Raw genomic sequence first — 25,063 nt, forward strand, 5'->3', positions numbered from 1 at the left:
TGCGATGCCAGCCACACTGATTGAAACCAATGAGACGCCGCTGAAGCGGGTCGATGTGGACCTGGTCACCCTCGATATCATCGAGAACGCCATGTCCAACGCCCGCAAGGAGATGGACGCGGTGCTGATGCGCACGGCCATGTCCCCGGGCATCCGGGAGCAGGGCGACGCCTTCCCGATGATCGCCAACCACGAGGGCAAGATGGTGGTGGGCCAGTTCGGCTCCTTCATCTCCGGCTTCGTCAATTCCTATAACGGCGACATCAACGAAGGCGACGTCTTCCTCACCAACGACCCCTACGCCTGCGACGGCGCGGTCAGCCACCTGCCGGACTGGCTGATCCTGGTGCCGGTGTTCAAGGACGGGCGGCTGATCAACTGGGCGGCCATGTTCGGGCACATGTCGGATGTTGGCGGCAAGGTGCCGGGCAGCCTGCCCACCGATGCCACCAGCATTTTCGAGGAAGGCATCCGGATCCCGCCGATGAAGATCTACCGCGGTGGCGTGCTTAACGAGGACGCGCTGGACATCATCCTGCACAACGTGCGCGTACCCAGCTGGGACCAGTCCGACTTCAACGCCATTGTGGCCGCCTGCCGCACGGCGGCACGGCGCTGCATCGAGCTGGCGGAGCGCTTCGGTGACGACATCTTCACCAGCGCGCTGGGCGAGATGCTGGAGCGCAACTACGTGGCCATGCGCGAGATCATCCGCAACGTGGTACCCGAGAGCAAGCGCTCGTTCGAGGACTACATCTGTGATGACGGCGCCGGACTGGGGCCCTACACCATGCGCTGCACCCTGTGGCGCGAGGGCGACAAGGCCATCTTCGACTTCGAGGGGACCGACCCGCAGGCGCCGTCGTCCGTGAACTTCTACCTCAACGAGGAGATGTTCAAGATGTTCTTCGGGGCCTTCACCATCAACCTGTTCGATCCGTCGATCCTGTTCAACGACGGCTTCTACGACCTGGTGGAGGTGCGCATTCCTCAGGGCTCGATCCTCAAGCCCAACTTCCCTGCGGCGCTGTCGTGCCGGACCCACCTGCTGGGGCGGCTGTTCGATGTGATGAGCGGCCTGCTGGGCCAGGGTTCGCCGGATGCCATGAACGCGGCCGGCTTCTCGGACTCACCGCACTTCATGTACTCGGGCTACGACGACAACGAGGAATGGTTCCAGCTGTTCCAGATCGGCTTCGGGGGCATTCCCGGGCGCCCGCTCGGTGACGGCCCGGATGGCCACTCGCTGTGGCCGGGCTTCACCAACGTGCCCAACGAGTTCGTGGAGGCGTATTTCCCGATCCGGATCGAGACCTACGAGACCATCACCGATTCCGGCGGTGCGGGTATACATCGCGGCGGCAACGGCATCCGCGTGGGTTACCGCCTGCTGGCCAACGGCGAGGTCTCCATCCACGACGACCGTTGGCTCACCTACCCATGGGGCGTCAACGGCGGTGATCCGGGCATGCGCAGCCGCAAGACGCTGCTGCGGGCGGACGGTTCCGAGCAGATCCTGCCCTCCAAGTGCGACCACGTGAAGGTCCGCAAGGACGATCTGCTGCTGTTCGACACCTGGGGCGGCGGTGGCTGGGGCAACCCGCTGGAGCGTGATCCCGAGGCCGTTGCCACCGACGTCAAGCGTGGGCTGGTGAGCGTGGACGGCGCCGGCCGTTACGGGGTGGTGCTTGATGGGAAGGGCGTGATCGATGCCGCCGCCACCGAAAGCCTCCGGGCCGAGATGGCGCCGGGCCGGGATACCACCGAGCTGTTCAACCGGGGCGGCACCATCGCCGAGATCAAGGCGCGCTGCCTTGATGAGACGGGCCTGCCGGCACCGGACACTCCGACCTGGGACAAGCAGGGAGCCTGATCATGAGTCTGACATCCCGAACACTGTCCCGGGCCGGGCGCTACGCGCTGGTGCTGGTGGACATGAGCGTGGGGTTCACCGACCCCGTGAACAGCCCCCTGGGCACCGAATCGGCCGCCGTGGTGGCGGCCAACCAGCGGCTGCTGGCGTACTTCCGGGAACAGGGCCTGCCGGTGTTCTACACCACCGTGGCCTACAGCGAGCCCGACCAGGCCCGGGTCTTCCGGGAGAAACTGCCGTCGCTGGAGGTCCTGGCGCTGGGCTCGGGCATGGAGGCGATTGACCCCCGGGTGGCGCCCCGTGACAACGAGCCGGTGATCATCAAGCACTGGCCCAGTGGCTTCTTCGGCACCGACCTGAACGAGTTCCTGAAACAGGCGGACGTGGATGGCGTGGTGGTTACGGGCATGACCACCAGCGGCTGTGTGCGCGCCACGGCCCTGGACAGCCTGCAGAACGAGTACCGCACGATTGTTGTGCTCGATGCCGTGGGGGATCGCGACAGCGAGGCCCATGACGCCAACCTCAAGGACCTGGGGATCAAGTATGTGGACGTGCTTTCAGTGGAACAGACACTGGCGCTGCTGGCCGGTGATGATTAGCCGGGCGGCGTTGCCCGTGGCGGTACTGGCGCTGGCCGGCTGTGGTGCGCTTCCGGGCATCGGTGAGGATCCGCTGAAGGCGGAGCTGGAGGACTCGCTGGCGCGTGAGCCGGCGGCCTGTGCCGACTATCGCGCGGCCTATGTGGCGGGGTTCGAGACCCACGTCCAGGGGCTCAGTGACGATGAACAGGCGCTGACGCAGCAGGGCCTGGAGCGGCTGGAGAGCAGCCGTTCCATTCTCGCGGCCAATGGCCTGGAGCGCGCTGACTGCACCCGACCCCACTGCATCATCGAACCCCTGGATGCGGGGAAGCTGGACAGCTGGTGTGGCTACCGGCTCGACCGCAGTGACGGGCCCGAGGTGTTCCAGTGGTTCGAGTGGTCGAAGGTGGAGGATGAGTGATGATGGCAAGAACCCTTTACGACAAGCTCTGGGAGAATCACCAAGTCGATGATCTGCCGGACGGCAGCTCGCTGATCTACATCGACCGCCAGCTTCTGCACGAAGTCACCTCGCCCCAGGCCTTCTCGGGGCTGCGCATGCAGCACCGGCCGGTCTGGCGCACCGGTGCCAGCATTGCCGTGCCCGACCATGCGGTGCCCACCCGCGGCCGCGAGGCCGGGGTGGCGGGCATCGCGGACCTGGTGGCGCGCCGCCAGGTCCAGCGGCTGACGGACAACTGCGAGGAATTCAGTATCCCGCTGTTTGCGCTGGACGATGCCCGCCAGGGGATCGTGCACGTGATCGGCCCGGAGCAGGGGCTGACCCTGCCGGGCATGACCATTGTCTGCGGCGACTCGCACACCGCCACCCACGGGGCCTTTGCGACGCTGGCCATGGGCATCGGCACCAGCGACGTGGAGCATGTGCTGGCCACCCAGACCCTGAAAATGCGCCGCCAGAAGAACATGCGCGTGATCTTCGACGGGCAGCTTTCCCCCTGGGTGACGCCCAAGGACCTGGTCATGGCCATGATCGGGCGCATCGGTACCGCCGGGGGCACCGGCTACGCCATTGAATACGCCGGTTCGGCCATCCGCGCGCTGAGCATGGAAGGGCGCATGACCATCTGCAACATGAGCATCGAGGCCGGAGCTCGCGCGGGCATGGTGGCCTACGACCGGGTCACCGAGGATTACGTGCGCGGCCGCCATTACGCCCCGAAAGGCGACATGTTCCAGCGCGCCACCGGCGTCTGGCGGGACCTGGTCTCCGATGAGGGCGCCCGTTTCGACCGCGAGGAACACTTCGATGCCGGGGCGCTTTCACCCCAGGTGTCATGGGGCACCTCCCCGGAGATGGTTTGTGGTATAAGTGAATCAATACCCCGCCTGGAGGCGATCGATGACCCCGGGCTGCGTGAGGGCTACCGGCGGGCACTGGATTACATGGCGCTGGAGCCGGGGCAGCCGCTTGAGGGCATAGAACTGGATAAGGTGTTCATCGGCTCCTGCACCAATGCCCGCATCGAGGACCTGAGGGCAGTGGCCGCCGTGGTGGAGGGCCGGAAAGTGCACGATCAGATCCATCAGGCCCTGATCGTGCCCGGCTCCGGCCAGGTGCGCGAGCAGGCGGAGCGCGAGGGCCTGGACCGGATCTTCCTGGACGCGGGCTTTGAGTGGCGGGCCGCCGGGTGCTCCATGTGCCTGGGCATGAACGATGACCGACTTTCCGAGGGGGAGCGCTGTGCCTCCACCTCTAACCGCAACTTCGAGGGGCGCCAGGGCAAGGGCGGGCGTACCCACCTGATGAGCCCGGTGATGGCGGCCGCCGCTGCGGTAACAGGCGCCATCACTGATGTGAGGGAGTTGTGACCATGCAGCCTTTCAGCACCCATACCGGGGTCGTGATCCCGTTCGACCGGCGCAACGTGGACACGGACGCGATCCTGCCCAAGCAGTACCTGAAAATGCTGGAAAAAACCGGCTTCGGGGACTTCCTGTTCGATGACGAACGCTACCTGGATCCCGGCGATGTGGAGACCCCGATTTCCGGGCGCCGTCCGAACCCGGCGTTCATCCTCAACCAGCCGCCCTATGACAAAGGCAGCATTCTGCTGGCCCGGGACAACTTCGGCTGTGGCTCCAGCCGTGAGCACGCGGTCTGGGGTCTGGTGGGGTTCGGCATCCGGGTGGTGATCGCACCGAGTTTTGGCGAGATCTTCTATAACAACTGCATCAACAACGGGCTGTTGCCGGTCATCCTCAAGCTGGCGGCGGTCGAGGAACTGTTCCAGTGCTGTCGCGAACACCCCGGCTTTGAGCTGACGGTGGATCTGGAAAACCAGACGCTGAGCCATCCGGCGCGGGGGGAGTGGCCCTTCCACATGGAGGACGGCCACCGCAAGGCGCTGCTTGAGGGGCTGGATGAGATTGGGCTGACGCTGGAGCGGGCGGAAGCGATACGAGCCTTTGAGGCCAGCCGCAGGGAGCGCGAGCCCTGGCTGTTCACTGAGTGAGGAGCGGGCCGTGGAGTTCAACAATTCGGAGTCGCGACGGGTCCAGATCTGCCTGATCGGCAATTCCAAGCTCAACCAGATGGTGCATTCGCTGATCCCGGAGTACCGGGATGTGGCGGACATCACCATCATCGACAGCATCTTCCACGATGCCCTGGGCGCGGCGCGGCGGATGGTGGAATCCGATGCCGTGGACGTCTTCATGAGCGCGGGCGCCAACGCCCACTACCTCAAGGACACGCTGCCCAAGCCGGTGGTGGTGCTGGAGGTGCGCCAGTCGGACATGATCAATGCCGTTCTGCGGGCCTCGGGCATCAGCAACCGGATCCTGCTGCTGACCTACAAGCACCAGCCCACCTGGACCGAATTCCTCTCCTACTTCAACGGCCTGGACGTGGTGCACAAGACCTACGGCACCGCGGAAGAGGCCCGGGATCTGTTCCTGAGCACCGACCTCAGCGAGTTCGGTGTGGTCATCGGCTCCAGCTATGTGTGCGATCTGGCGGAAAAGGCCGGGCTGCCGGGGACCCTGCTCTATTCCAAGGCCTCATGCCGGTCCATGATCGAGCAGGCGGTTGAGACCGCGGGCCGGAACAAGGTGGAGCGCGAGCGCGATGCCTTCATCGAGTTCCTGTTGTGGCAGTCGAGCAAGGCGCTGGTGGTTACGGATGTGATGGACCGGGCGGTGGCGTTCAATGAAAGGGCCGTTGAACTCATGCCGAAACTCAGGCGTGGGCGCGGCGTGAAACGCTTCCTGGATCCCCGGTTCGAGGGCTATACGGAAATGGCGGCCGAGGGGATGGTGCTCAATGACCGGCTGTGCCGGGTGACCAAGCGCCTGTTCGAGGTGGACGGCAATCACGTGGGCCATCTCTACTCGATTGTGGCCTCCCCGGTGCGGCGCGAGAGCGCCAGCGATGAGGCCTCGCGCGCCCTGGTGTTCCAGTCGCCGCAGATGACCGAGGCCAGCCACTTCCTGTCGATCTACGGGGCCACGCCGGGGCCTGTTCTGCTGCGCGGCGAGACCGGTACCGGCAAGGAACTGGCGGCGCGCCAGATCCACGAGGTCAGTGCCAACAGCAAGGGGCCGTTCGTGGCCATCAACTGCGCGGCCATTCCCAGCGAACTGTTCGAGGCGGAGCTGTTCGGCTACTCGGACGGCGCCTTCACCCATGCCCGCAGCGGCGGTAAATCCGGCCTGCTGGAGGCGGCCAACAACGGCACCTTTTTCATGGACGAGATCAATTCCCTGCCGCTGCCCCAGCAGGCCAAGCTGCTGCGGGTACTGCAGGAACGCGAGGTCAAGCCGGTGGGCTCGCGCACCACGGTGGCGCTGAACATCAAGTTCGTGGCTGCCTGCAACCACGATCTCTACGAGGAGGTCCGGGCCGGGCGCTTCCGGGAAGACCTGTACTACCGCCTGAACGTCTTCAATGTGCGCCTGCCGGCACTGCGCGAGCGCATCGAGGACATCCAGCCGCTGAGCCACCACTTCCTCAAGAAGCTGGATGAGCAGTACAAGGTGGATGTGGAGATTGAGACGCTGTGCACCCTGCTGCAGCCGTATTTCGTGCGCTTCAACTGGCCCGGCAACGTGCGCCAGCTTGAGAACATGCTGGAGCGGCTGCTGGTGTCGGTGACCCTGTACGAGTCGCTGGCGGATTTTGAGAAGGCACTGCCCAGGCTGGTGCCGGAGCTGTTCCCCGAGGACTGTGTCGAGCCCGATGAGGTGGTTGCGGAAGGGCGTCTGCGCCAGGTTGAGCGCGAGGAGATCCTGAAGGTGCTCGGCCAGTTCGGGGGTAACAAGACCCGCACCGCCGAGTACCTGGGGATCAGCCAGACGACGCTGTGGCGCCGCCTGAAGACCCTGTGAGCGTTACAGCGCCTGCATCTGCTCCGGGTTGAACTGCTCCAGCGAGCCCGGTTCGATGTAGCGCTTCCAGTTGTCGAAGATCTCCCGCCCGGCGAGAAAGCCCTCGAAAATGGCGTGGTCCGTCATCCGTGGCGTGACGCAGTCGCCCACCCGGTGGACGTTGTCCAGTTGCGCTTTCAGCTCGAAGTACAGGTCCTCCATGGGCAGGTGGCGTACCGCCATCACCACTGAATCGATCCCCTCCAGTGTCTCGGTCTCGCCTGTGTAGAGGTTGAAGATGTCCACGCTCTTGTCGTGGATGGCGCCGACCCAGCTGTTGAGGGTGTGCGTCATGCCCGCCTTGAACAGGTTGGCGTAGACCACGGGCTGATCCAGCGTGGTGGCCAGCTTGTGGAAGAGCGCATTCCAGCGTGTGACCACGTGCACCTGGTGGCCGCGCTCTGTCAGCAGCTCGGCAATGCCGGCGGAGTAGCGTGTGCCGTGCTCATCCACGATCAGCACCCGCTTGCCGACGCGCCCGGGCTGGCCCAGTACCTCGTCCACGGTGATTACGTGCTCGCTGTCCGAACCCGGGACACGGGCCACCATGGGATTGATGTCGCTGTAGCCGCTGCGGTCCGGGGTGGAGCCGGTGGCGACGATGACACCGTCCGGGTTCAGGGCCTTCACGGAATCCAGTGTCGCGGTATGGCCGGTCTTGATGTCAACACCGAGTTTGGCGATCTGGGCCTTGAGGTCGGTCACGATCCACTGGAACGAGTCCCGGCGGGGGAGCTGGACGATCTGGTTCACCTGGCCGCCGAGCTGGTTGCTCCGTTCCAGCAGGGTGACCTTGTGGTTGCGCCCGGCCAGCCCCTCGGCGGCTTTCATTCCGGCAGGGCCGCCGCCGATGACTACCCAGTGCTGGGCGCGCCCGGCCATCTGGACCGTCTCCGGGCCGAAGACCGCCTCGCGGCCGGTGGCCGGGTTGACCTGGCAGGTCATGGAGGTGCCGTGGAACAGGCGCGCCACGCAGCCCTGGTTGCAGCGGATGCAGTGGTAGATCTCATCCTCGCGGCCGGCCTCGGTCTTGCTCGCGAACGCCGGATCGGCGATCTGCGCCCGGGTCATGGCCACCATGTCGGCACCGCCATCCGCCAGGATCCGCTCGGCTTCGGTGGCATTGCTGATGCCGGAGACGGCGAACACTGGCAGTGACAGGGCCTTTTTCAGGCGGGCAATGGGCGGCACCAGCCAGGCGTCCGGCACGTCGTACGGCGGCATGATGTAGGGCGCGGACTGGTAGGCCCCGGCGGTGGTCATCACGTAGTCGATCAGGCCTTCCGCCTCGATGATCCGGGCGATCTCGATCCAGTCCTCGGGCTGGAGGCCGCCGGGTACCAGTTCATCCACCGGCAGGCGGATGCCCACAACGATGTCGTTGCCCACGCGCTTGCGCACGGCCCGGATCACCTCCAACGGGAAGCGCATGCGGTTGGCCAGCTCCCCGCCGTATTCGTCGGTGCGCTTGTTGAACACCGGCGACAGGAACTGGTGGAGCAGGTAGCTGTGCGCCAGGTGCACCTCGACGCCGTCGAAACCGGCTTCTTTAGTGTATTCGGCGGACCTGCACCAGCCCTCGACCACCTCGTCCATGTCGCTGCGCTCCATGGCCTTGGCCATCTCGCCGAACACCGGCGACTTGATGTTGGAGGAGGACCACAGCACGCGGTAGTCGTCCATGGCGTGGGTCTCGCCCATCACACCGAAGTGGTTGAGCTGGGCGAAGATATGCGAGCCATGACGGTGGACCGCGTCGGTCAGTTCCCGGTCGCGCTCCACCATCTCCTGGCGATAGCCGTAGGGATAGCCGCGCGTAAAGGTGTTGGAGGTGGGGTGGATCAGCCGGTTGCCGGTGATCATCAGGCCAATGCCGCCTTTCGCTCTGGCCACGTGGTAATGGATGTCGCGGTCCGTGGTGATGCCGTCGCGGGTGTTGAAGGCCATGGCATGGGCGGACTGCATGATCCGGTTGCGCAGGGTCACGTTACGGATCGTCAGGGGTTTGAACAGATGGGGGTATTGGGCATGGGTCATTCCGATGGCTCCTTGTGGAGATTGTTGTTGTGGCGCTCGGCGCCGGTCTGGTAATGGCTGATCAGGATGCCCGCGAACACCGCGACGGCACCCGCGATCTGCGCCGTGGTCAGTGCCTGGTCGAGCACCAGGTAACCAAGCAGCATGGCGGAGAGGGGGCTGAAGAACAGGAAGGCGGTAATCAGTACCGGCTCGAGGTGGCGCAGGGCCCGATACCACAGGAAATAGGGCAGCAGCGTGCCGATCACGGCCAGGTAGAGGTAGCCGCCGAGGTGGCCGGTTTCCAGACGCTGGAAGGGCAGCTCGAAGGCCAGGGCGAAGGGCAGCAGGATGAGCCCGCCCAGCAGCAGCTGCCAGCCGGTGAAAGCCAGCGTGGGGATGGCCAGCTGCCAGCGCTTGACCAGCAGGATGCCCAGCGCCATCGAGAAGGCCGCCAGGAGGGCGGCGGCGATGCCGACCGTGTCCCAGGCAAGGCGGCTGGGGGCGATCAGGATCATGGCCACGCCACTCAGGCCAACGAATACGCCAATGGCGACATGCCGTGGTGTGCGGGTACCGAACAGCAGCCAGCCCATGATCATGATCAGCAGCGGCTGCGAGGCCACCAGCAGCGCCGCCAGCCCGCCCGGCAGGCGGTAGGCGGCGACGAACAGCGGCCAGTGCAGCAGCGACATGCACAGCAGGCTGACCACCGCCAGCTTGCCCCACTGGCTCCGGTCCGGCCGGTAGCGGGTCATCAGCGTGATGACCAGCCCCACCGGCAGGATCCGCAGCACCGCCGCCATAAGCGGTTTATCCGGCGGCAGCAGCTCGGTGGTCACCAGATAGGTGCTGCCCCAGATTGCCGGGGGCAGCGCCGCCATGACCAGGATCACGGCCCGGTGCGCGGGGCTCACAGCAGTTCCTTGCGCCAGCTTTCATCAAACCCTTCCAGCGCACCGTGCTCAATGAACCGGTCAGGGCTGTCCAGGATTTCCCGGCCAGCCAGCATGCCCTCGTAGATTACATCCTGTAGCGGGCGCGGAAGCTGGGCATCGCCGATGCAGTGCAGGTTGCTGACCCGGCCCTGGAGCTGGCCGTAGAGGGCATTGTCCGAACGGTGGCCACAGGCCATGACGAAGGTGTCCGCTTCCAGAACCTGTGTGTCCTGGTCCGTGAACAGGTTGAGAAGCTGGGTCCGGTTGCCGTCGATCCAGCGCACCCAGGAGTTGATGGTGTAGTCCAGCCCCTTGCGGAAGACGTGCTGGTAGTTCACCGGCAGGTCCAGTGTCAGGGCCAGGTTGGGGGCCAGGGCATTGAAGCGGCTGATCAGGTGCACGCCGTGGCCCCGATCCAGCAGGAATTCCGCTGCGCCCAGGGCGTAGCGGCCGCCGTCCTCGTCGAACAGGACCACGTTCCTGCCAACGGCGCCGGGATTGTCCAGGACGTCCACAACGCTGAGCACGTTGGCCTGGGTGGTGCCCGGTACCTCGTCCACGGCGGGGCGGGTAGACGTGAAGCCGGTCTTCAGCGGAACCGAGCCAGTGGCGATGATGACGCCGTCCGCTTTGAAGGCCTCGATCTCGTCCGCGTTCCAGTCGGTACTGAGTCGGATCTCGACACCGGCCTTGCGCAGCTGGCGCTCCAGGTCACGCGGTATGAATCCGAACTTCTCCCGGCGCGGCAGCTGGGCGGCGTAGTTCACCTGGCCGCCGAGTCTGTCCGAGCGCTCGATCAGTGTGACCCGGTGACCGCGCTGCTGCAGGACCAGGGCGGCTTTCATGCCGGCGGGGCCGCCGCCGACCACCAGCCAGTGGGCGGGTTTGCTGGCCGGCTGGAAGGTGTGCGTGCCGAAGGCCTGCTCACGACCGGCGGCCGGGTTGACCACGCAGGAGATGGCATTACCCACCATCAGCCGTGCGATGCAGCCCTGGTTGCAGCGGATGCAGTGGTTGATCTCATCCTCCCGGCCTTCCTGGAGTTTGTTGGCGAAGGCGGGGTCGGCGATCTGGGTGCGGGTCATGGCCACCATGTCGGTGGCACCGCTGGCCACCAGTTCCTCGGCGCTGTCTGCATCCACGATGTGGCCGACGATGAACATGGGCACGTTCGGGTTGACCTCGTGGATGGCCTTGCGCATGCGGGCGCCGTCCTTGACCAGCCAGTTCTCGGCGTAATCCCCGGGTGGGATCTGGTCGGCGTGGGCGGCGTAGGTGCCGGCGGTGGCGCTGACGTAGTCGACCTTGCCGGTGGCGACCAGCAGCTTGGTCATCTCGATGGCCTCGTCGGCCTGCATGCCGCCCACGGTGCATTCGTCCATGGAGACGCGGATGCCGATCATAAAGTCCGGCCCCACCGCTTCCCGGACCCGCTCGATGGTCTCGATCGGGAAGCGCACGATGTTCTCGCGGCTGCCGCCGTACTCGTCGGTGCGCTTGTTGTAGACATAGGACAGGAACTGCTGGTGGAGGTAGCCGTGGGAATAGTGCAGCTCGACCCCGTCAAACCCGGATTCCTTGGATTGTACGGCCGTGTGGGCAAAAGCTTCGGAGACCTCGTCCATCTCGGCCTTGGTCATCTCCCGGGCCCACTCGTTGTAGGCGGGGGATTTCATGGTGGAGGGGCCCCAGACAACCCGGTAGTCGTCCTGGGAGCCACTGCGCCCCTGGGGGCCGAAGTGGATCAGCTGGGCCACGATCCGGCCGCCGAACTCGTGCACCGCCTGGGTCATCTGGGCGTCGCGCTCGACGATGGCCCTGAGGTTGCCCCGGGCCATGGTCCGATGCGGGCCGGTTGAGTTGGGATGGACATGGCGGGCGCCGGTGACGATCAGGCCGATACCGCCCTTGGCGCGTTCGGCCTGGTAGTAGATATCACGGTTGTTGGTCAGTCCGTCGCCGGCATGGAAGCCCTTGGCGTGGGCGGTCTGCATCAGGCGGTTGCGGATGGTGATGTTGCCGATGGTCAGTGGTGTGAACAGGTTCGGGTAGCTGTGGGAATTGTTGTTGGTGCTCATGGTGGACCCCTTTGTCTGGTTCAGGGGAGGAGTTGCAATACCTAGGCCAACCTATAAAAACGTTTAAAAACAGGTTTCTGGGTTGACTCCGGGTAGGGGTGCCAGAGCATTCAGACCATTGTGAAAGGCGGTGCATTTCAGACCTGAAAAAAAGGCGCCGACCCGGAGGTCGGCGCAAGGACAGCGCTCGCATCGCTGTATCGGAGGCAGGGTGGTGCGCGAGAGGATGCTGGCTTACTTGAGAACGTTGGGGCCGCTCATGAACACGAAGACCCGTGAGAACTTACCGTCCTCGACGTACCAGAAGTTGCAGTTGGTCAGCTTGATCTCGGAGCCGTCCTCCGTCTTCAGGTAGACGTTGAAACGGGCGGCGATGCTCTGGGTGGCCTCATCCGCGGTGCATTCAAAATCGCCGTGCCAGATGTCGACGTAGGAGTCGAATAGGGTCTGGAACATCTGGCGGATGCCCTGTTCCCGGCCCTCATGGACGATGGGGTCGGTCGGGACGGTCAGTGTGGCGTTGTCATGGAAGTTGGCGAGCACGCCATCCATGTTCTTTTTGTCGACGTTGGCGAAGTAGTCCATGGTCGCCTTTTCGATCAGCTGGTCACGTGTGAGTCGGGTCATGGGACGGTTCCCTCTTGGTGTTGTGGTTGACTGGGTCGGCGCGGAGCAGCCTCAGCTGCCCTTCACGATCTGGTGGTAGACCTCGAAGTTGGGCTTCTCCGGGGCCGGGTAGGCCTTCTTGCTGTGGGTCAGCCCCAGCTCCAGCATCATCTGGCAGGTTTTGAACGCGACCTGGCCCGGATTCACCACAGGCACCGGGAGCCGTTCCGCCAGGAAGGCGTGGGACTGGTGCATGGTGGTCGAGCCCAGGATGATGGTGTCGGCGCCGTCCTCGGTGATCGCCTTCTGGGATTCCTCCAGAAGCTTATTGAACACCACTTCCTCCTTGCCGGCGAGCAGTTCCGACAGGTCCGGGCGTGTCTTGATCGAGCGCATGCAGGCCAGGCGGTCCCACATGCGGTATTCGGTGAGCGTCTTGTCGTAGAGCGGGAACCATTCGTCCCACATGGTGACGATGCCGAATTTCTTGCCCAGGTTCGCGGCCATGTAGAAGCTGGACCCGCCCGGTGCCACCACGGGAATGTTGAGGCACGAGCGCAGGGCGTTGAGCCCGGAGTCGCTCATGGTGTCGATGCAGACGGCGCTGTAGCCTTCCTTCTCGGCGGTCAGGGCGGCCTCGGTGACGCTTACGTCCATCAGCAGGGCGTCGTGGTAGCTGTCGCCCAGCGCGGCGCCGGCCTTGACCGCTTCAAATACGACGCTGTAGCCCTCGGGCAGCATGCCTTGCGGCAACTGGGCCTGACGCGCGGCCACGCCGGCGGCATCCACCGGTATGGGGATGATCACTTTGATTCGGTGGCTCATGATGCAGTGTCCTTGTTTTGGCGTTGTTCTGGACAGGCTGCAGCATGCTTTGTGCCATGTTGCGCTGGCGCGCGTTATGGCCTTTTAAAACAGGCGGTTGGTGTTGTGGCTATGATGCCTTCGTGGGTGCTTTCTGTTGCGTTCTGAAAGGGTGATTTTACGGAATGAAAAGGGGCTGGGACTGGTCTGGGTCAGCCTTCCAGTTCGGTGAGGATCATCAGTGCCTGCTCACGGCTGTCGCCGCACACGCTGTGTTCCGCCTGGAAGGCCGCGCAGACGGCGGGCCGGCTGGGATCGCCGAAGAGTTTGCAGTGGTAGTTCTCGTCCAGCTGGACGCAGGGCGTGCCGGCGGGCTTGCCGTTGGGCATGCCGGGGATGGGCGATGAGATGGACGGTGCAATACAGCAGGCGCCGCAGCCTGGGCGGCATTCGAAGGAGTCGGTTGTTGCCATGGGGATGAATACGCCAGCGTTGGGTTTGCTGGCGTATTCTGAGGGTGCGCCGGGGCCTTCACAAGGGTTCAGGAGCGAGCCTTGCTCGCGATTACTCCGGGTATCGCTTGCAGGGCAAGCTCCTGCATTCAACGCCTTCCAGCGTCAGAAGGACATGCCCAGCTCCACGGCCCCGCCGACCTCTTCGCCGCCGAACAGGGCACCGGCTTCAATGCGCATGGCCCACGGCGAGAGGGCAAAACCGGCTGTGTACTGGGTTTCCTCCTCGATGCCGTCCGCGCCCGTGTCGCTGGCCAGGTTCTGGCGGGCGCCGGCGCGCAGGTTGATCCAGTCGTAGACGTTGAACTCACCACCCACGGCCAGCCACTGCTGGTCAGCCGCCGGCCCGATGCCTTCGTTCTTGGTCAGGTCCAGATCGGCGGTGAGGGTGTGCCAGCCGCTGGTGTGGGCCACACCCACGGTGACCAGCGGTTCCAGCTTCATTTCTTCCTGCTCGTACTGTCCGGGCCGTCCATTGTCCTCAACCGTTTTAAGGGTCTGCGGGACCAGGTTGCGGACCGACGCACCTACCCGCCACTGATCGGATGCGCCCAGCTGCGCGCTGGCGCCGATATCAACGTTGATATGGGAGTCATCGGTCTCGTAATCGGAGGCGTCGAAGTCGTCCTCGTCAAACTCATCCACGCCCTGGGCGTAGTCGAAGGTGCGCATCTGGACGAGCTTGGGGGTGACGCCGAAGTTGACGCTCTGACTCTGGATCTCGAAGGAGCGTGCCAGGGTGAGGCCTATTTCGCCGACGGCTGAGGCGAGAACACGCCCGTCGGATTTGGGGGTTATTTCGCCGGAATCATAAAGTGAGTCGAGAGCGTTCTCAATGTCGGTAGCACCTTGAGGGCTGTTGAGATTGGCCACTTCGTCAAGCGCCTCAAGGTCTTTTGGGTCAATTCGGCTCTCTACGGTGGCGCGGAGCTGGGCGTTGGCGTGGAGGCTTACGCCCAGCGTGGGTGAGGGCAAAGCGAATAGAGTGCCAAGGCCCGCATCTCCCCGGACGAATTCGTTATCGATACCGCGCAGTTGGCTGGCCAGTTCGCCGGCCTGATTCTGGGCTGCATCGATATCCGATTGGGTCGCGGTGTTCGTGTTAAGACTATTAAGGGTGGCTTCCAGATCTTCAATCGTATCCTGGATCCGGTCGACTTCATCCACCACATCCTTATTCTCCGCATACCGAGCATTCACGGAAGGCAGCGTGACTGCGAACCCGTCGTTCCAGCCACTGTGATCGGCCGCCAGCAGGGACGGGTTGAACAGGGCGGCACCGCTGGGTCGGGCCGCGGCCACGCCGGTACCGCCCATGCCGAAGGCGCGCACGTCGTTGAACTGGGGCGGCGCAGCCTGGGTGCTGGCGGCTGCGGTTGCGAATGCGACAGCCGTGGCAAGGCGGAAGGTGGTGGTTCGGGTGCGCTTGAGTGCGTTCATGGTTGTCTCTGCTCTCACGATTACTGGAGGTTAATGTCGATGGTAAAGAGGATAGCGGAACCGGCCTGAATCACCACTCTAAACAACATGCATGAACGACTTTTTACAGCGTGTTTCAGAGTGGTCGGAAACTGATCACCCGAGCCTTCGTTTTTCTGGTCCGGTATTTGCTTCCATACGGGTATCGATGGACCAACACGGGAGCGCGGATTCCGCCGTGACAAGCGTTCGAACTGCCACACTGGTACTGGTCTGCCTGCTCGCCAGCGGCTGCAGCAGCCTGGCCTGGGACTCCCATGGAGCCTTCGGGGCGCCGGATGAGGCTTGGCTGTTGCTGGCCCGTGGTGAATCCGGGGAGTCTGAGGCGGGGTTCGGTGAGGTTGAGGATCACTGGCGCCAGCGCCTCTGTGAGACGGAGCGGGAGGCGGAAGGCAGACTTGCGCACCAGGTTCGCGAGGAAGTTGAGACGGCATGGGCGAAGGCCCGCCTGGATCAGGGTGGCAAGGAATTGCCGGCCCTGACTGACAGTACACGTGACCGCATGGTGGCGGGCATCATGGCGGAAGCCAGGCTGGTGGGTCGGGTGCGGCCGGAATCCGGGCGGTTTGAGTCCTTCTACGGGGTTCGCGTGAGCGGCCGGCTTGCCGCCTGCCTGCGTGAAACCCGCAGTGGCGGGGAGTGTGCACGGCCGCCGGTGATGGAGCCGGTTTCCGCCTGCGGGGATCTGACACCCGCACCGGAGCCACTGTATTTTCTGGAGGGGACATGAAACGGGGCGTTCTGGGTTGTTTGATGGGGGTGATGGTGGCGTGGCCGCTGGCGGGAACGGGTGCTGAGAAGCCGGCAGGGCTTGAGGAGAAGCCGGTTCAGGTGCACTTCCCGGAGCGGCTCCGGCCACAACCGGCTGTATCCTGGCTCGGAGGGCCGGGGAAAGGAGGTGGGGGTGGAGCTGAAACGTCTTCCGGTGCGCGCCAGGTTGCGCTGGTGCCGCGGGAAACCGGGAACCCTGCGCGCTCCCGGGATAATCTCCGCCGCCTGCAGACAGCCCCGTCACTGCAGGAAGGCTCTTCCTGCCCGGGGCGGGACACCAGCCGTTTCCGCAAAAGTGTGGCTATCACCCGTTTCCCCCTGATGGATTCCGACGGTGCCGTGCTCGGGCGTCTGGATAACGTGGTGGAGGCGCTGCCGCGGATGCTGAGCGCGGAGCTGAGCCCACGCGAGACCATTCTCATGCATTCGGCGTTTGACCGGCGGCTTTACGATCGCCCGCTGAACGCCCCCACGGTTCAGGCCGTGGACCGGAATCTGACCCGTGCCTCGGAGCTGACCCGCGCCATGGGCGTGCAGTTCGTGATTTCCGGGGTGGTCCGTGATATCGGTGTTGAGGATCCGGAAGCCTGGGGCACCTCCACGGCCTCCTGGCTTGGCCGGGGGCTTGGCGTGTCCAACCAGCAGCGTCGGCTGGCGGTGGATCTCTTTGTGTATGACGGACTCAGCGGTGTGATGGTGATGAGCGACCGGCTGGAAGTGCGTGGTGAGTGGGATCACGCGCGCGAGGCCGAAGTTGGATTCGGTACGCCGGCGTTCGCGGAGACCGACTTCGGGCAACGGATTGGTCAACGGGTGTCCAACCTGGCGGACGAGGTGGCGGTGAACCTGGGATGCCAGCCGTTCATTGCCTCGGTAGAGCGGGTGGACAATGAGCGCATCCGGATCAGTGCTGGTGCGGATTCCGGATTGCGGCCCGGCCAGACCATGGAGCTGCTGCGCGCCGAGCGCTACCTGGACCAGCCACAGGACTATCCGGCTCTGAGACCCACCGGCCAGACCATGGAAGTCCAGCAGGTCCAACCGCGCTTCAGTAGTGGTCAGCTTCCGGTGGAAGGTGGTCGGATCAATGTGCAGCGCGGGGATCGCGTGGTGATCTGGTAGGAATTGGTACTGCAGTGCTATCATTGATGTCAATGATAGCACTGTGAGAATCACACATGGCCACGATCAATATCCGCAATCTTGACGAGAGCATCAAGGCCCAGCTACGGGTTCAGGCTGCCAGGCACGGGCACTCAATGGAGGAGGAAGTGCGCCTCATCCTGCGCCGCTCACTCAATCCAGGGGAGGGTGAGAAAGGGCTTGGCAGCCGGATTCGTGCGCGCTTTTCGGGGTCCGGGAACGGTGAGGATCTGGCACTTCCGAGCCGAGAGGAGGCGCCCAGGGCGCCGGATCTTTAGGCATGATTGTTCTGGATACCAATGTCATATCGGAGCTGATGCGCCCTGCGCCGGAAGAAGCAGTGGTCCAATGGCTGGATCAGCAGCCCGCCGAGGAGGTGGCGGTGACATCGATCACTGTTGCGGAAATCCTTTTCGGCATTGAGCGCCTGCCTGAAGGAAAGCGACGGACCCGATTTGCTGAGGCGGCCGCCGAGCTTTTTGGGACGGATTTTACAGGTCGCATCCTGCCGTTTGACGCCCAGTCCGCCAGATATTACGCCATGGAGGTAGCTGCAGCTGAACGTCAGGGGAAAGCGGTTTCCATGGCAGACGCCCAGATTGCAGGAATATGCATGAGCAATGATGCCGCACTCGCTACGCGCAACATTCGGGACTTTGAGGCCTTCCCGTTGGCACTGGTCAATCCATGGACCGGCTGCTGACTGCAGGAATGAGCCTTGCTCGCGATTGTGATGCCTAGAGGTTGCCCGCAGCCCGCAGGGAAATCAGGTGTACTGCTGGGCAGTCTGGCGGATCGTCTCGACCATGGCGCGCAGGCCGTTGCCCCGGGTGGGCGAGATGTGGCGCATCAGGTCCAGTTCCTCGAACAGGCCTTCAATGTCCACGGCCAGCAGGTCATCCGGCGTACGGCCGTTGAGGGCGATCATGATGATGGCCGCCAGGCCACGCACGATCATGGCGTCGCTGTCGATCAGCAGGTAGAGCCGGCCGCTTTCCGGGTCCTTCCAATGGATAAGCCAGACTTGGCTCTGGCAGCCGTGGACGTAGTTTGCCTCACGCCTTTCCTCGTCCGGGAAGGGCGGAAGCTTGTTGCCCAGGTCCATGATGTAGCCGTAGCGCTCTTCCCAGTCGTCGAGAAGCTCAAAACCGTCCCGGACATCCTCGGTGGTGATGTCGGTGCCCAGTTCGGTGCTGGTGAAGTCGGCGGTGGTTTCAGCAGTCATCACAAAAGCCCGAGTTCGAGTTTCGCTTCATCGGTGAGCATCTCGCTGCTCCAGGGCGGGTCGAAGGTGAGTTCCACCTCGACGTCCTCCACGTTGGGAACGGACTCTACCTTACGCTTCACGTCATCGGCAATCACGGGGCCCATGCCGCAGCCGGGGGCGGTGAGCGTCATCAGGATGTAGGCGTGGTTGCCTTCGCTGTCGTTCCAGACCTTACAATCGTAGATGAGGCCCAGATCGACGACGTTTACGGGGATTTCCGGGTCGTAGCAGGTCATCAGCGCTTCCCAGACCTGGTCCTCGTTGATGCTGCCGTCGCTGGGTGTCTCGAATTCGCTTTCCGCCACCTGCTTGCCGATGGCGTCCGCGTCCTTGCCGTCCAGGCGTGCCAGGTTGCCGTTGACGGCCACGGAGAAGCTGCCGCCCAGTGCCTGTGTGAGCGTAACGAAGGTCCCTTCGGGGATAGTGATGGCGGTGCCGGAGGGCACCAGCCGGGCTTCTACATCCCGTTGGGTTACGACAACTTCCCGATCCTGCATAGTCTGTTCCGGTTGCCTCAGTTCACCGCAAAGCTCTCGCCACAGCCGCATTCGGCGGTGGCGTTGGGGTTGCGGAATTCGAACATGCTGTTGATGCCCTGGGTGACGAAGTCGATCTCGGTGCCGCCGACCATGGTGAGGTCGGTGCTGCTGACGTAGACGGTAACGTCCTCTGACATCTGAAACGCGGTGTCCTCATCGCCGGGGTCGCGCACGAAATCCGTGATGTACTTGAACCCGGAGCATCCGGATTTTTTCGTGCCCAGGCGGATGCCGGCCATTTCCGGGCGCTTTTTCAGCTGTTCACGACAGTGTTCGATGGCGGCATCGGTCATGGTGACGCCGGTCTGGGGCGTTACGGTTTGCACTGTCATGTTGCCCTCCTGATTCCGATGGGCGGTGTCTTTCATTTACCGGTGAATAGGCGCTGGATCTTCTGCAGGCCCTGGAAAAAGGTGTCCACCTCTTCCACCGTATTGTAAAACGCGAATGAGGCTCTGGCAGTACCCGCAATGCCAAAGTGCTCCATTAGCGGCATGCAGCAGTGATGGCCGGTGCGGATGGCGATGCCCTGCTGGTCGAGCAGGGTGCCGAGGTCGCTGGGATGCAGGCCTTCGAGCCAGAACGAAAGGACCGGCACCTTGTTGTCTGCCTGACCGTAGCGCGTCAGGCCGGGGAAATCGGCGACCCATTCGTCCACGCGCCGGCCAAGGGCGGCTTCGGCCTCGCGCAGGTTGTCGTGGCCCAGGTCGTCCAGATAGCGCATGGCGGTGGCCAGGCCGATGGCTTCGGCAATGGCCGGTGTGCCGGCCTCGAAGCGGTAAGGGGTCTTCTGGAAGCTGGTGCCCTCGAAGCTCACCCGGTGGATCATCTCACCGCCGGTCTGGTAGACGGGCCATTCGTTGAGCAGATCCTCCCGGCCGTACAGCACGCCAATGCCGGTGGGGCCGAACAGCTTGTGGCCGGAGAAGACGTAGAAGTCACAATCCAGATCCTGAACGTCCGCGCCCAGATGCGGTATGGCCTGGGCGCCGTCGACCAGGGTAGTGGCCCCGGCTTCCTTCGCTGCGGCAACCATTTCCCGCGCGGGGTTGATGGTGCCGAGCACATTGGAGACGGCGGTGATGGCGAACACCTTCGTGCGTTCACTCAGCTGGTCGCGGAAGCTCTGCTGGTCCAGCTCGCCCTCAGCGGTGACCTCGATCACCTTGAGGGTGGCGCCGGTGGCCTCGGCCAGCATCTGCCAGGGGACGATGTTCGCGTGATGCTCCATGCGGGAGACCAGGATCTCGTCGCCCTGCCCAAGGGAGCGATAGAACCCATTGGCCACCAGGTTGATGCCCTCGGTGGTGCCGCGTGTCCAGACGATTTCATTGGCGCTGGCGGCGTTGATCTGGCCACGCACGGTCTCCCGGGCGCCTTCGAACAGGGCCGTGGCCCGGTCACCCAGGGTATGGGCGCCGCGATGCACGTTGGAGTGCGTCTCGCGGAAGTACTGGGTCATGGCGTCCATGACCGCCTGCGGTTTCTGGGCCGAGGCAGCGTTATCCAGGTAGACCAGCGGCTTGCCGTTGACTTCCTGTTCGAGGATCGGGAAATCCGCGCGCACCTGCTCCGGGTTCATTCAGAAGCCCTCCGGAAACTGGCCTCGATGAAGTCCGTCAGGCGAGTGTTGACCGCCTCGCGGATGTCTTCCAGCGGCACCTGGCCCACCAGCTCGTGGACGAAGGCCATGCTGAGCATGGTGGCCGCCGTGTCGCGGTCGATGCCACGCGAGGTCAAGTAGAACAGGGATTCCTCATCCAGCTGGCCGACGGTGGCGCCGTGGGCGCAGGTGACGTCGTCCGCGTAGATCTCAAGCTCCGGCTTGGTGTCGATCTCGGCGTTGGTCGACAGCAGCAGGTTCTTGTTGTTCATGTCCGCGTGGGACTGCTGGGCATCCGGGTGGATATGGATGCGGCCGTTGAAGATCGCGTGGGAGCGGTCCGCCGCGAGGCAGCGGTAGTTTTCGTCGCTGTCGCAGTTCGGGACCACGTGGTCGATGGCCGTATGGTTGTCGTAGTGCTGGCGGTCCTGGGTCAGGGCGATGCCGTTCAGTCGGGTGTAGCCCCCCTGGCCCTCGAGCCGAACCTGCAGGTCGTGCCGGCGCAGGTCGCCGCCGAAGCCGATGCAGTGGCTGTCGAGCTTGGCGTTGGCGCCGATCCTGACGCCGGTGGCACCGATGTGGCGGACGTTGACCGGGTCCATGCACAGGCGGATGTAGGTGATGTTGGCGCTGTCGTCGAGCAGCAGCTCGGAGACGCTGTCCACCAGCACCGGCTGATCACCATTGCTGATGAACTCTTCCACGAGAGTCATCTTACTGCCCTGGCCGGCTTCGATCATAAGGCGCGGGTAGTTGGAGCCGCTGGTGCCAGCATCGGTGACGTACTGGATGTAGACTGGCTTATCCACGCTGGTATCCGCTGACAGGCGGATCAGGATCCCGTCCTCCAGTCGTGCGGTGTTGAGCGCCGCCATCTGGGTGGTGCCGTGGTCCAGGGTGGTATCCAGCTTCTTTGCAACGCCCTGGGCGGTGACGTCGTCCAGGTCCGCGAAACGGCGGATGTCGATGCCATCACCGGTGGGCAGGCTGCTGCTTTCCAGGTCCACGACGCCGTTACGGATCACCAGCCGATAGGTGCCTTCCACGCTGCGGTAGTCGGCATTGCCGGTGGCCTGGGTCAGCGGTGCCAGCTCCGGATCCAGCTTGAGGTAGCGGCTGGAGTATTTCCAGTTTTCGGTCCGGCGGTTGGGCAGCGCCATGCCAGTAATCGCTTTGCTGCGGATGTCGCGAAGGCTCTTAAGCGGCGCGGGCAGCTGCTTGCCGCCTTCGGGTGTGAAGGCGTTGTCCAGCGGTGTTATGGGCGTCTTATGCGCAAGTGTCATGGAACCTCCTTCAGCCAGCAGCTTCCGCTTCGTTGATGCCGAGCCAGCCGTAGCCGTGTTCTTCGAGTTCCATCGCCAGCTGCTTGTCGCCGCTCTTGATGATCTGGCCTCCGGCGAGCACGTGCACGACGTCCGGCACAATGTGGTTGAGCAGGCGCTGGTAGTGGGTGACGACCAGGAAGGAGCGGTTCTCGGCACGCAGGGTGTTTACACCGTTGGCGATGGTCTTGAGCGCGTCGATGTCGAGGCCGGAGTCGGTCTCATCGAGGATGCCCAGGCGCGGCTCCATCATGAGCATCTGCATGATCTCGTTGCGCTTTTTCTCGCCACCGGAGAAGCCTTCGTTGACGCCACGCTTGAGGAAGTCGGGACCGAGGTCAACCTGTTTGGCTTTTTCCTTGGCCATCTTCATGAAGCTGGGAGAGTCGAGTTCATTTTCGCCTCGGTGCTTGCGCAGGGTGTTGACGGCGGTGCGCAGGAACTGGAGGTTGCTGACGCCGGGGATTTCCACGGGGTACTGGAAGGCGAGGAAGAGGCCGGCAAGGGCACGTTCTTCAACTTCCAGGTCGAGCAGGTTCTGGCCGTCGAAGAGGATTTCGCCTTCGGTGACTTCGAACGCTTCATGGCCGACGAGGACCTGGGCGAGGGTGGATTTGCCAGAACCGTTGGGGCCCATGACGGCGTGGACTTCGCCGGGTTTGATTTCGAGGTTGATGCCCTTGAGGATGGGGGTGCCCTCGACGCTGGCGTGGAGATTTTTGATGGTCAGCATGTGGGTGCTCTCTGTACCTGTTTTCTATGTTTCAAGGTTGATGACTGGTTGCCTGCGGTGGGTGGGGTACTGCTCCCCGGGAATCGCTGTGAATACGTCCCTGTACGCTGCTCTTCCGCCATCCTTGGCTCCAGAGCTTCCCGGTGAGCAGTACCCCACCCACCTTGATTCGACCGCCTTGGATTCGCTCTGTCGGAGGGCTTAACCGACCGAGCCTTCCAGGCTCACTTCCAGCAGCTTGCCGGCTTCGACCGCGAATTCCATGGGCAGTTCCTTGAAGACTTCCTTGCAGAAGCCGTTCACGATCATGGACACGGCCTGTTCCGGGTCGATGCCGCGCTGGCGGCAGAACAGCATCTGTTCGTCGCTCACCTTGGAGGTGGTGGCTTCGTGTTCCACCGTGGCGGAGCTGTTCTTGTTCTCGATGTACGGGAAGGTGTGCGCGCCGCACTTGTCGCCGATCAGCAGCGAGTCGCACTGGGTGAAGTTGCGTGCGCCTTCTGCTGTAGGCTGGAACTTCACCAGGCCGCGGTAGCTCTGGTCGCTCTTGCCGGCGGAGATGCCCTTGGCAATGATGGTACTGCGGGTGTTCTTGCCGATGTGGATCATCTTGGTGCCGGTGTCGGCCTGCTGGTAGTTGTTGGTCAGCGCCACGGAGTAGAACTCGCCCACGCTGTTGTCGCCCTTGAGCACGCAGCTGGGGTACTTCCAGGTGACGGCGGAGCCGGTTTCGACCTGGGTCCAGGAGATCTTGGAATTCCTGCCCCGTGCCATACCGCGCTTGGTGACGAAGTTGAAGATGCCGCCCTTGCCGTTTTCGTCACCGGGGTACCAGTTCTGGACCGTGGAGTACTTGATCTCGGCGTCGTCCAGGGCCACCAGTTCAACAACGGCGGCGTGGAGCTGATTTTCGTCGCGCTGGGGCGCGGTGCAGCCTTCGAGGTAGCTCACGGAGGCGCCTTCGTCGGCGATGATCAGGGTACGCTCGAACTGGCCGGTGTTTTCCGCGTTGATGCGGAAGTAGGTGGACAGCTCCATGGGACATTTGACGCCCTTGGGTACGTACACGAAGGAGCCGTCACTGAACACGGCCGAGTTCAGTGAGGCGAAGTAGTTGTCGCCACGGGGCACCACGGAGCCCAGGTATTTCTTGACCAGCTCCGGATACTCCTGCAGAGCTTCGGAGATGGAGCAGAAGATGACGCCTGCTTCGGCCAGCTTGTTCTTGAAGGTGGTAACCACGGAGACCGAGTCGAAGACTGCATCCACGGCCACGTTGCTGTAGGCGCCACCTTCTTCGCTGCTGCCGGCTTCCGCCTCTGCCGGCGTGCCCGCGCCGGCGACGCCGGCGAGCGCCTTCTGCTCGTGCAGTGGAATGCCGAGCTTTTCGTAGGTACGCAGGAGCTCGGGATCAACCTCGTCCAGGCTCTGCGGCTTGTCGGTGTCTTTCTTCGGTGCTGAGTAGTAGGAGATGGACTGCAGATCCACGGGCTCGAAGTTGACCTTCTGCCAATTGGGTTCGGTCATTTCCTGGAACTGGCGATAGGCTTCCAGGCGCCATTCGAGCATCCATTCCGGTTCACCCTTGACCTCGGAAAGACGCTTGATGACGTCCTCGTTCAGACCGGGCTCGAAGGTGTCCGATTCGATGTCGGTAACGAAGCCGGCTTCGTATTCGTGTTTGACGAAGTCTTCGGGCTTATTGGATTCGGCCATGGCTGCTACTCCACTGGTTCTGGGCCTGGCGCGCGCGGCACCGGCCTTTCATGAACGGATAAATTCGGGGAAGACTGTGCTTGGGGGCAGCAGTGTCTTGCCGGAATTCATCCAACCCCTTTGAAAAGCGTCTACTGAAGCGAATTTCTGTGTCCGCGCTTGCTGGATTCTACGTCCAGCCTTCTTCTGGAGATTGATTGTACAATACCTGAGTAGATATGTCAGGTATTCCGCCTGAGTGATGACCATTATACCGGAACCGGCATGGGCGGAGTTAATCGTGCTGATAGGGGCAGGCTCCCGGTATAATCCGCAGATCGTGGATTAACTCTGGAGAGAGCTGTAATGGAGACCATTGAGTGGGGAGATTTTGAGCGGGTGCAGGTCCGGGCCGGCACCATTGTTGAGGTCGAGGATTTCCCCGAGGCCCGGCGCCCGGCCTACAAACTGAGGGTGGATTTTGGTGAGGAGCTGGGGATTCTGAAATCCAGCGCCCAGATCACGGACCTCTACCAGCGTGAGGAGCTGGAAGGACGGCAGGTGCTGGCGGTGGTGAACTTTCCGGCGAAGCAGATTGGCCCCATCCGCTCGGAGTGCCTGGTCACCGGGCTTCACCGGGAGGATGGTGCGGTGGTGCTGGCGGTCCCGGATAAGCCGGTGCCGAACGGAGCGCGCCTGGCCTGAGACGGA

The 25,063-nt window shown here is 63.5% G+C and carries 25 protein-coding genes; 11 read left to right on the plus strand and 14 right to left on the minus strand.

All coding sequences use genetic code 11. The annotated features are described in order from the left end of the window. Positions 1-4 precede the first annotated feature (4 nt). Genes H4I92_RS09885 through H4I92_RS09910 form a run of 6 tightly spaced genes read left to right on the plus strand, consistent with a single transcriptional unit; the run spans position 5 to position 6,807 of the window. Positions 5-1,873 carry a hydantoinase B/oxoprolinase family protein gene (locus H4I92_RS09885; protein ID WP_077530429.1) on the plus strand — a complete coding sequence of 623 codons (1,869 nt, stop codon included), beginning with the start codon at positions 5-7 and terminating at the stop codon, positions 1,871-1,873. A 2-nt stretch (positions 1,874-1,875) separates the two neighbouring features. Beyond that, the gene (locus H4I92_RS09890; protein ID WP_077530430.1) at positions 1,876-2,475 is read left to right on the plus strand and encodes an isochorismatase family protein; all 600 of its coding nucleotides are present in this window, start codon (positions 1,876-1,878) and stop codon (positions 2,473-2,475) included. Next, entirely contained in the window at positions 2,465-2,878 is a 414-nt protein-coding gene (locus tag H4I92_RS09895) for an isopropylmalate isomerase (protein ID WP_143512655.1), read from the plus strand. Before H4I92_RS09890 ends, H4I92_RS09895 begins: the two co-directional genes overlap by 11 nt. After that, complete coding sequence (gene leuC / locus H4I92_RS09900; protein ID WP_077530432.1) at positions 2,878-4,290, plus strand: 3-isopropylmalate dehydratase large subunit; 1,413 nt, start codon at positions 2,878-2,880, stop codon at positions 4,288-4,290. Before H4I92_RS09895 ends, leuC begins: the two co-directional genes overlap by 1 nt. Positions 4,291-4,292: 2 nt before the next feature. Beyond that, a complete protein-coding gene (gene leuD, locus H4I92_RS09905; RefSeq protein WP_077530433.1) occupies positions 4,293-4,934 on the plus strand; it encodes a 3-isopropylmalate dehydratase small subunit in 642 nt (213 codons plus the stop codon). 10 nt (positions 4,935-4,944) lie between these two features. Then, positions 4,945-6,807 carry a sigma 54-interacting transcriptional regulator gene (locus H4I92_RS09910; RefSeq protein ID WP_077530434.1) on the plus strand — a complete coding sequence of 621 codons (1,863 nt, stop codon included), beginning with the start codon at positions 4,945-4,947 and terminating at the stop codon, positions 6,805-6,807. A gap of 3 nt (positions 6,808-6,810) precedes the next feature. Here H4I92_RS09910 and H4I92_RS09915 read toward each other — a convergent pair whose 3' ends face one another. The 7 genes from H4I92_RS09915 to traF form a co-directional block, all read right to left on the minus strand. Beyond that, positions 6,811-8,883, minus strand: coding sequence for an oxidoreductase (locus H4I92_RS09915; RefSeq protein WP_077530435.1), 2,073 nt, complete (start codon positions 8,881-8,883; stop codon positions 6,811-6,813). Further along, the gene (locus H4I92_RS09920) at positions 8,880-9,779 is read right to left on the minus strand and encodes an EamA family transporter (protein WP_077530436.1); all 900 of its coding nucleotides are present in this window, start codon (positions 9,777-9,779) and stop codon (positions 8,880-8,882) included. The genes H4I92_RS09915 and H4I92_RS09920 overlap by 4 nt, the downstream gene beginning before the upstream one ends. After that, positions 9,776-11,878, minus strand: coding sequence for an oxidoreductase (locus tag H4I92_RS09925; protein WP_077530437.1), 2,103 nt, complete (start codon positions 11,876-11,878; stop codon positions 9,776-9,778). Before H4I92_RS09925 ends, H4I92_RS09920 begins: the two co-directional genes overlap by 4 nt. A gap of 234 nt (positions 11,879-12,112) precedes the next feature. Beyond that, entirely contained in the window at positions 12,113-12,505 is a 393-nt protein-coding gene (locus H4I92_RS09930; RefSeq protein WP_077530438.1) for a nuclear transport factor 2 family protein, read from the minus strand. Positions 12,506-12,556: 51 nt separating this feature from the next. Next, positions 12,557-13,309 carry an aspartate/glutamate racemase family protein gene (locus H4I92_RS09935; protein WP_077530439.1) on the minus strand — a complete coding sequence of 251 codons (753 nt, stop codon included), beginning with the start codon at positions 13,307-13,309 and terminating at the stop codon, positions 12,557-12,559. Positions 13,310-13,500: 191 nt separating this feature from the next. Continuing rightward, positions 13,501-13,761 (minus strand): YkgJ family cysteine cluster protein, encoded by a 261-nt coding sequence (locus H4I92_RS09940; protein WP_077530440.1) that lies wholly within the window; start codon positions 13,759-13,761, stop codon positions 13,501-13,503. Positions 13,762-13,905: 144 nt separating this feature from the next. After that, a complete protein-coding gene (gene traF, locus H4I92_RS09945; protein ID WP_077530441.1) occupies positions 13,906-15,240 on the minus strand; it encodes a conjugal transfer protein TraF in 1,335 nt (444 codons plus the stop codon). A gap of 217 nt (positions 15,241-15,457) precedes the next feature. Between traF and H4I92_RS09950 the strand changes: the two genes are divergently transcribed. From H4I92_RS09950 to H4I92_RS09965, 4 genes are read left to right on the plus strand one after another with little or no spacing between them, the layout of a single operon-like run. After that, a complete protein-coding gene (locus H4I92_RS09950; protein ID WP_143512656.1) occupies positions 15,458-16,009 on the plus strand; it encodes a hypothetical protein in 552 nt (183 codons plus the stop codon). Continuing rightward, positions 16,006-17,172, plus strand: a complete 1,167-nt coding sequence (locus H4I92_RS09955; protein ID WP_077530443.1) for a flagella assembly protein FlgT middle domain-containing protein — start codon at positions 16,006-16,008, stop codon at positions 17,170-17,172. The genes H4I92_RS09950 and H4I92_RS09955 overlap by 4 nt, the downstream gene beginning before the upstream one ends. 56 nt (positions 17,173-17,228) lie before the next feature. After that, positions 17,229-17,471: a FitA-like ribbon-helix-helix domain-containing protein gene (locus tag H4I92_RS09960; protein ID WP_077530444.1), complete on the plus strand. Its 243-nt coding sequence runs from the start codon at positions 17,229-17,231 to the stop codon at positions 17,469-17,471. A 2-nt stretch (positions 17,472-17,473) separates the two neighbouring features. After that, entirely contained in the window at positions 17,474-17,896 is a 423-nt protein-coding gene (locus H4I92_RS09965) for a type II toxin-antitoxin system VapC family toxin (protein WP_077530445.1), read from the plus strand. A 63-nt stretch (positions 17,897-17,959) separates the two neighbouring features. On the opposite strand, the gene H4I92_RS09970 is transcribed toward H4I92_RS09965, so the two are convergent. From H4I92_RS09970 to sufB, 7 genes are all read right to left on the minus strand, one after another. Then, positions 17,960-18,418, minus strand: coding sequence for a SufE family protein (locus H4I92_RS09970; RefSeq protein ID WP_077530446.1), 459 nt, complete (start codon positions 18,416-18,418; stop codon positions 17,960-17,962). Further along, entirely contained in the window at positions 18,418-18,957 is a 540-nt protein-coding gene (sufT, locus tag H4I92_RS09975) for a putative Fe-S cluster assembly protein SufT (protein WP_077530447.1), read from the minus strand. Before sufT ends, H4I92_RS09970 begins: the two co-directional genes overlap by 1 nt. A gap of 17 nt (positions 18,958-18,974) precedes the next feature. Continuing rightward, complete coding sequence (locus H4I92_RS09980; protein ID WP_077530448.1) at positions 18,975-19,331, minus strand: HesB/IscA family protein; 357 nt, start codon at positions 19,329-19,331, stop codon at positions 18,975-18,977. Between the two features lie 32 nt (positions 19,332-19,363). Next, a complete protein-coding gene (locus H4I92_RS09985; protein WP_077530449.1) occupies positions 19,364-20,581 on the minus strand; it encodes an aminotransferase class V-fold PLP-dependent enzyme in 1,218 nt (405 codons plus the stop codon). Beyond that, entirely contained in the window at positions 20,578-21,885 is a 1,308-nt protein-coding gene (sufD, locus tag H4I92_RS09990) for a Fe-S cluster assembly protein SufD (RefSeq protein WP_077530450.1), read from the minus strand. The genes H4I92_RS09985 and sufD overlap by 4 nt, the downstream gene beginning before the upstream one ends. A 10-nt stretch (positions 21,886-21,895) precedes the next feature. Continuing rightward, positions 21,896-22,657 (minus strand): Fe-S cluster assembly ATPase SufC, encoded by a 762-nt coding sequence (sufC, locus tag H4I92_RS09995; protein ID WP_077530451.1) that lies wholly within the window; start codon positions 22,655-22,657, stop codon positions 21,896-21,898. Between the two features lie 201 nt (positions 22,658-22,858). Next, on the minus strand, positions 22,859-24,373 hold the full coding sequence (gene sufB, locus H4I92_RS10000; protein ID WP_077530452.1) for a Fe-S cluster assembly protein SufB: 1,515 nt from the start codon (positions 24,371-24,373) through the stop codon (positions 22,859-22,861). Between the two features lie 345 nt (positions 24,374-24,718). Between sufB and H4I92_RS10005 the strand changes: the two genes are divergently transcribed. After that, a complete protein-coding gene (locus H4I92_RS10005; RefSeq protein WP_077530453.1) occupies positions 24,719-25,057 on the plus strand; it encodes a tRNA-binding protein in 339 nt (112 codons plus the stop codon). Positions 25,058-25,063 lie beyond the last annotated feature (6 nt).

The sequence above is a fragment of the Vreelandella halophila genome (assembly GCF_019903425.1).
GTDB lineage: Bacteria > Pseudomonadota > Gammaproteobacteria > Pseudomonadales > Oleiphilaceae > Halospina > Halospina halophila.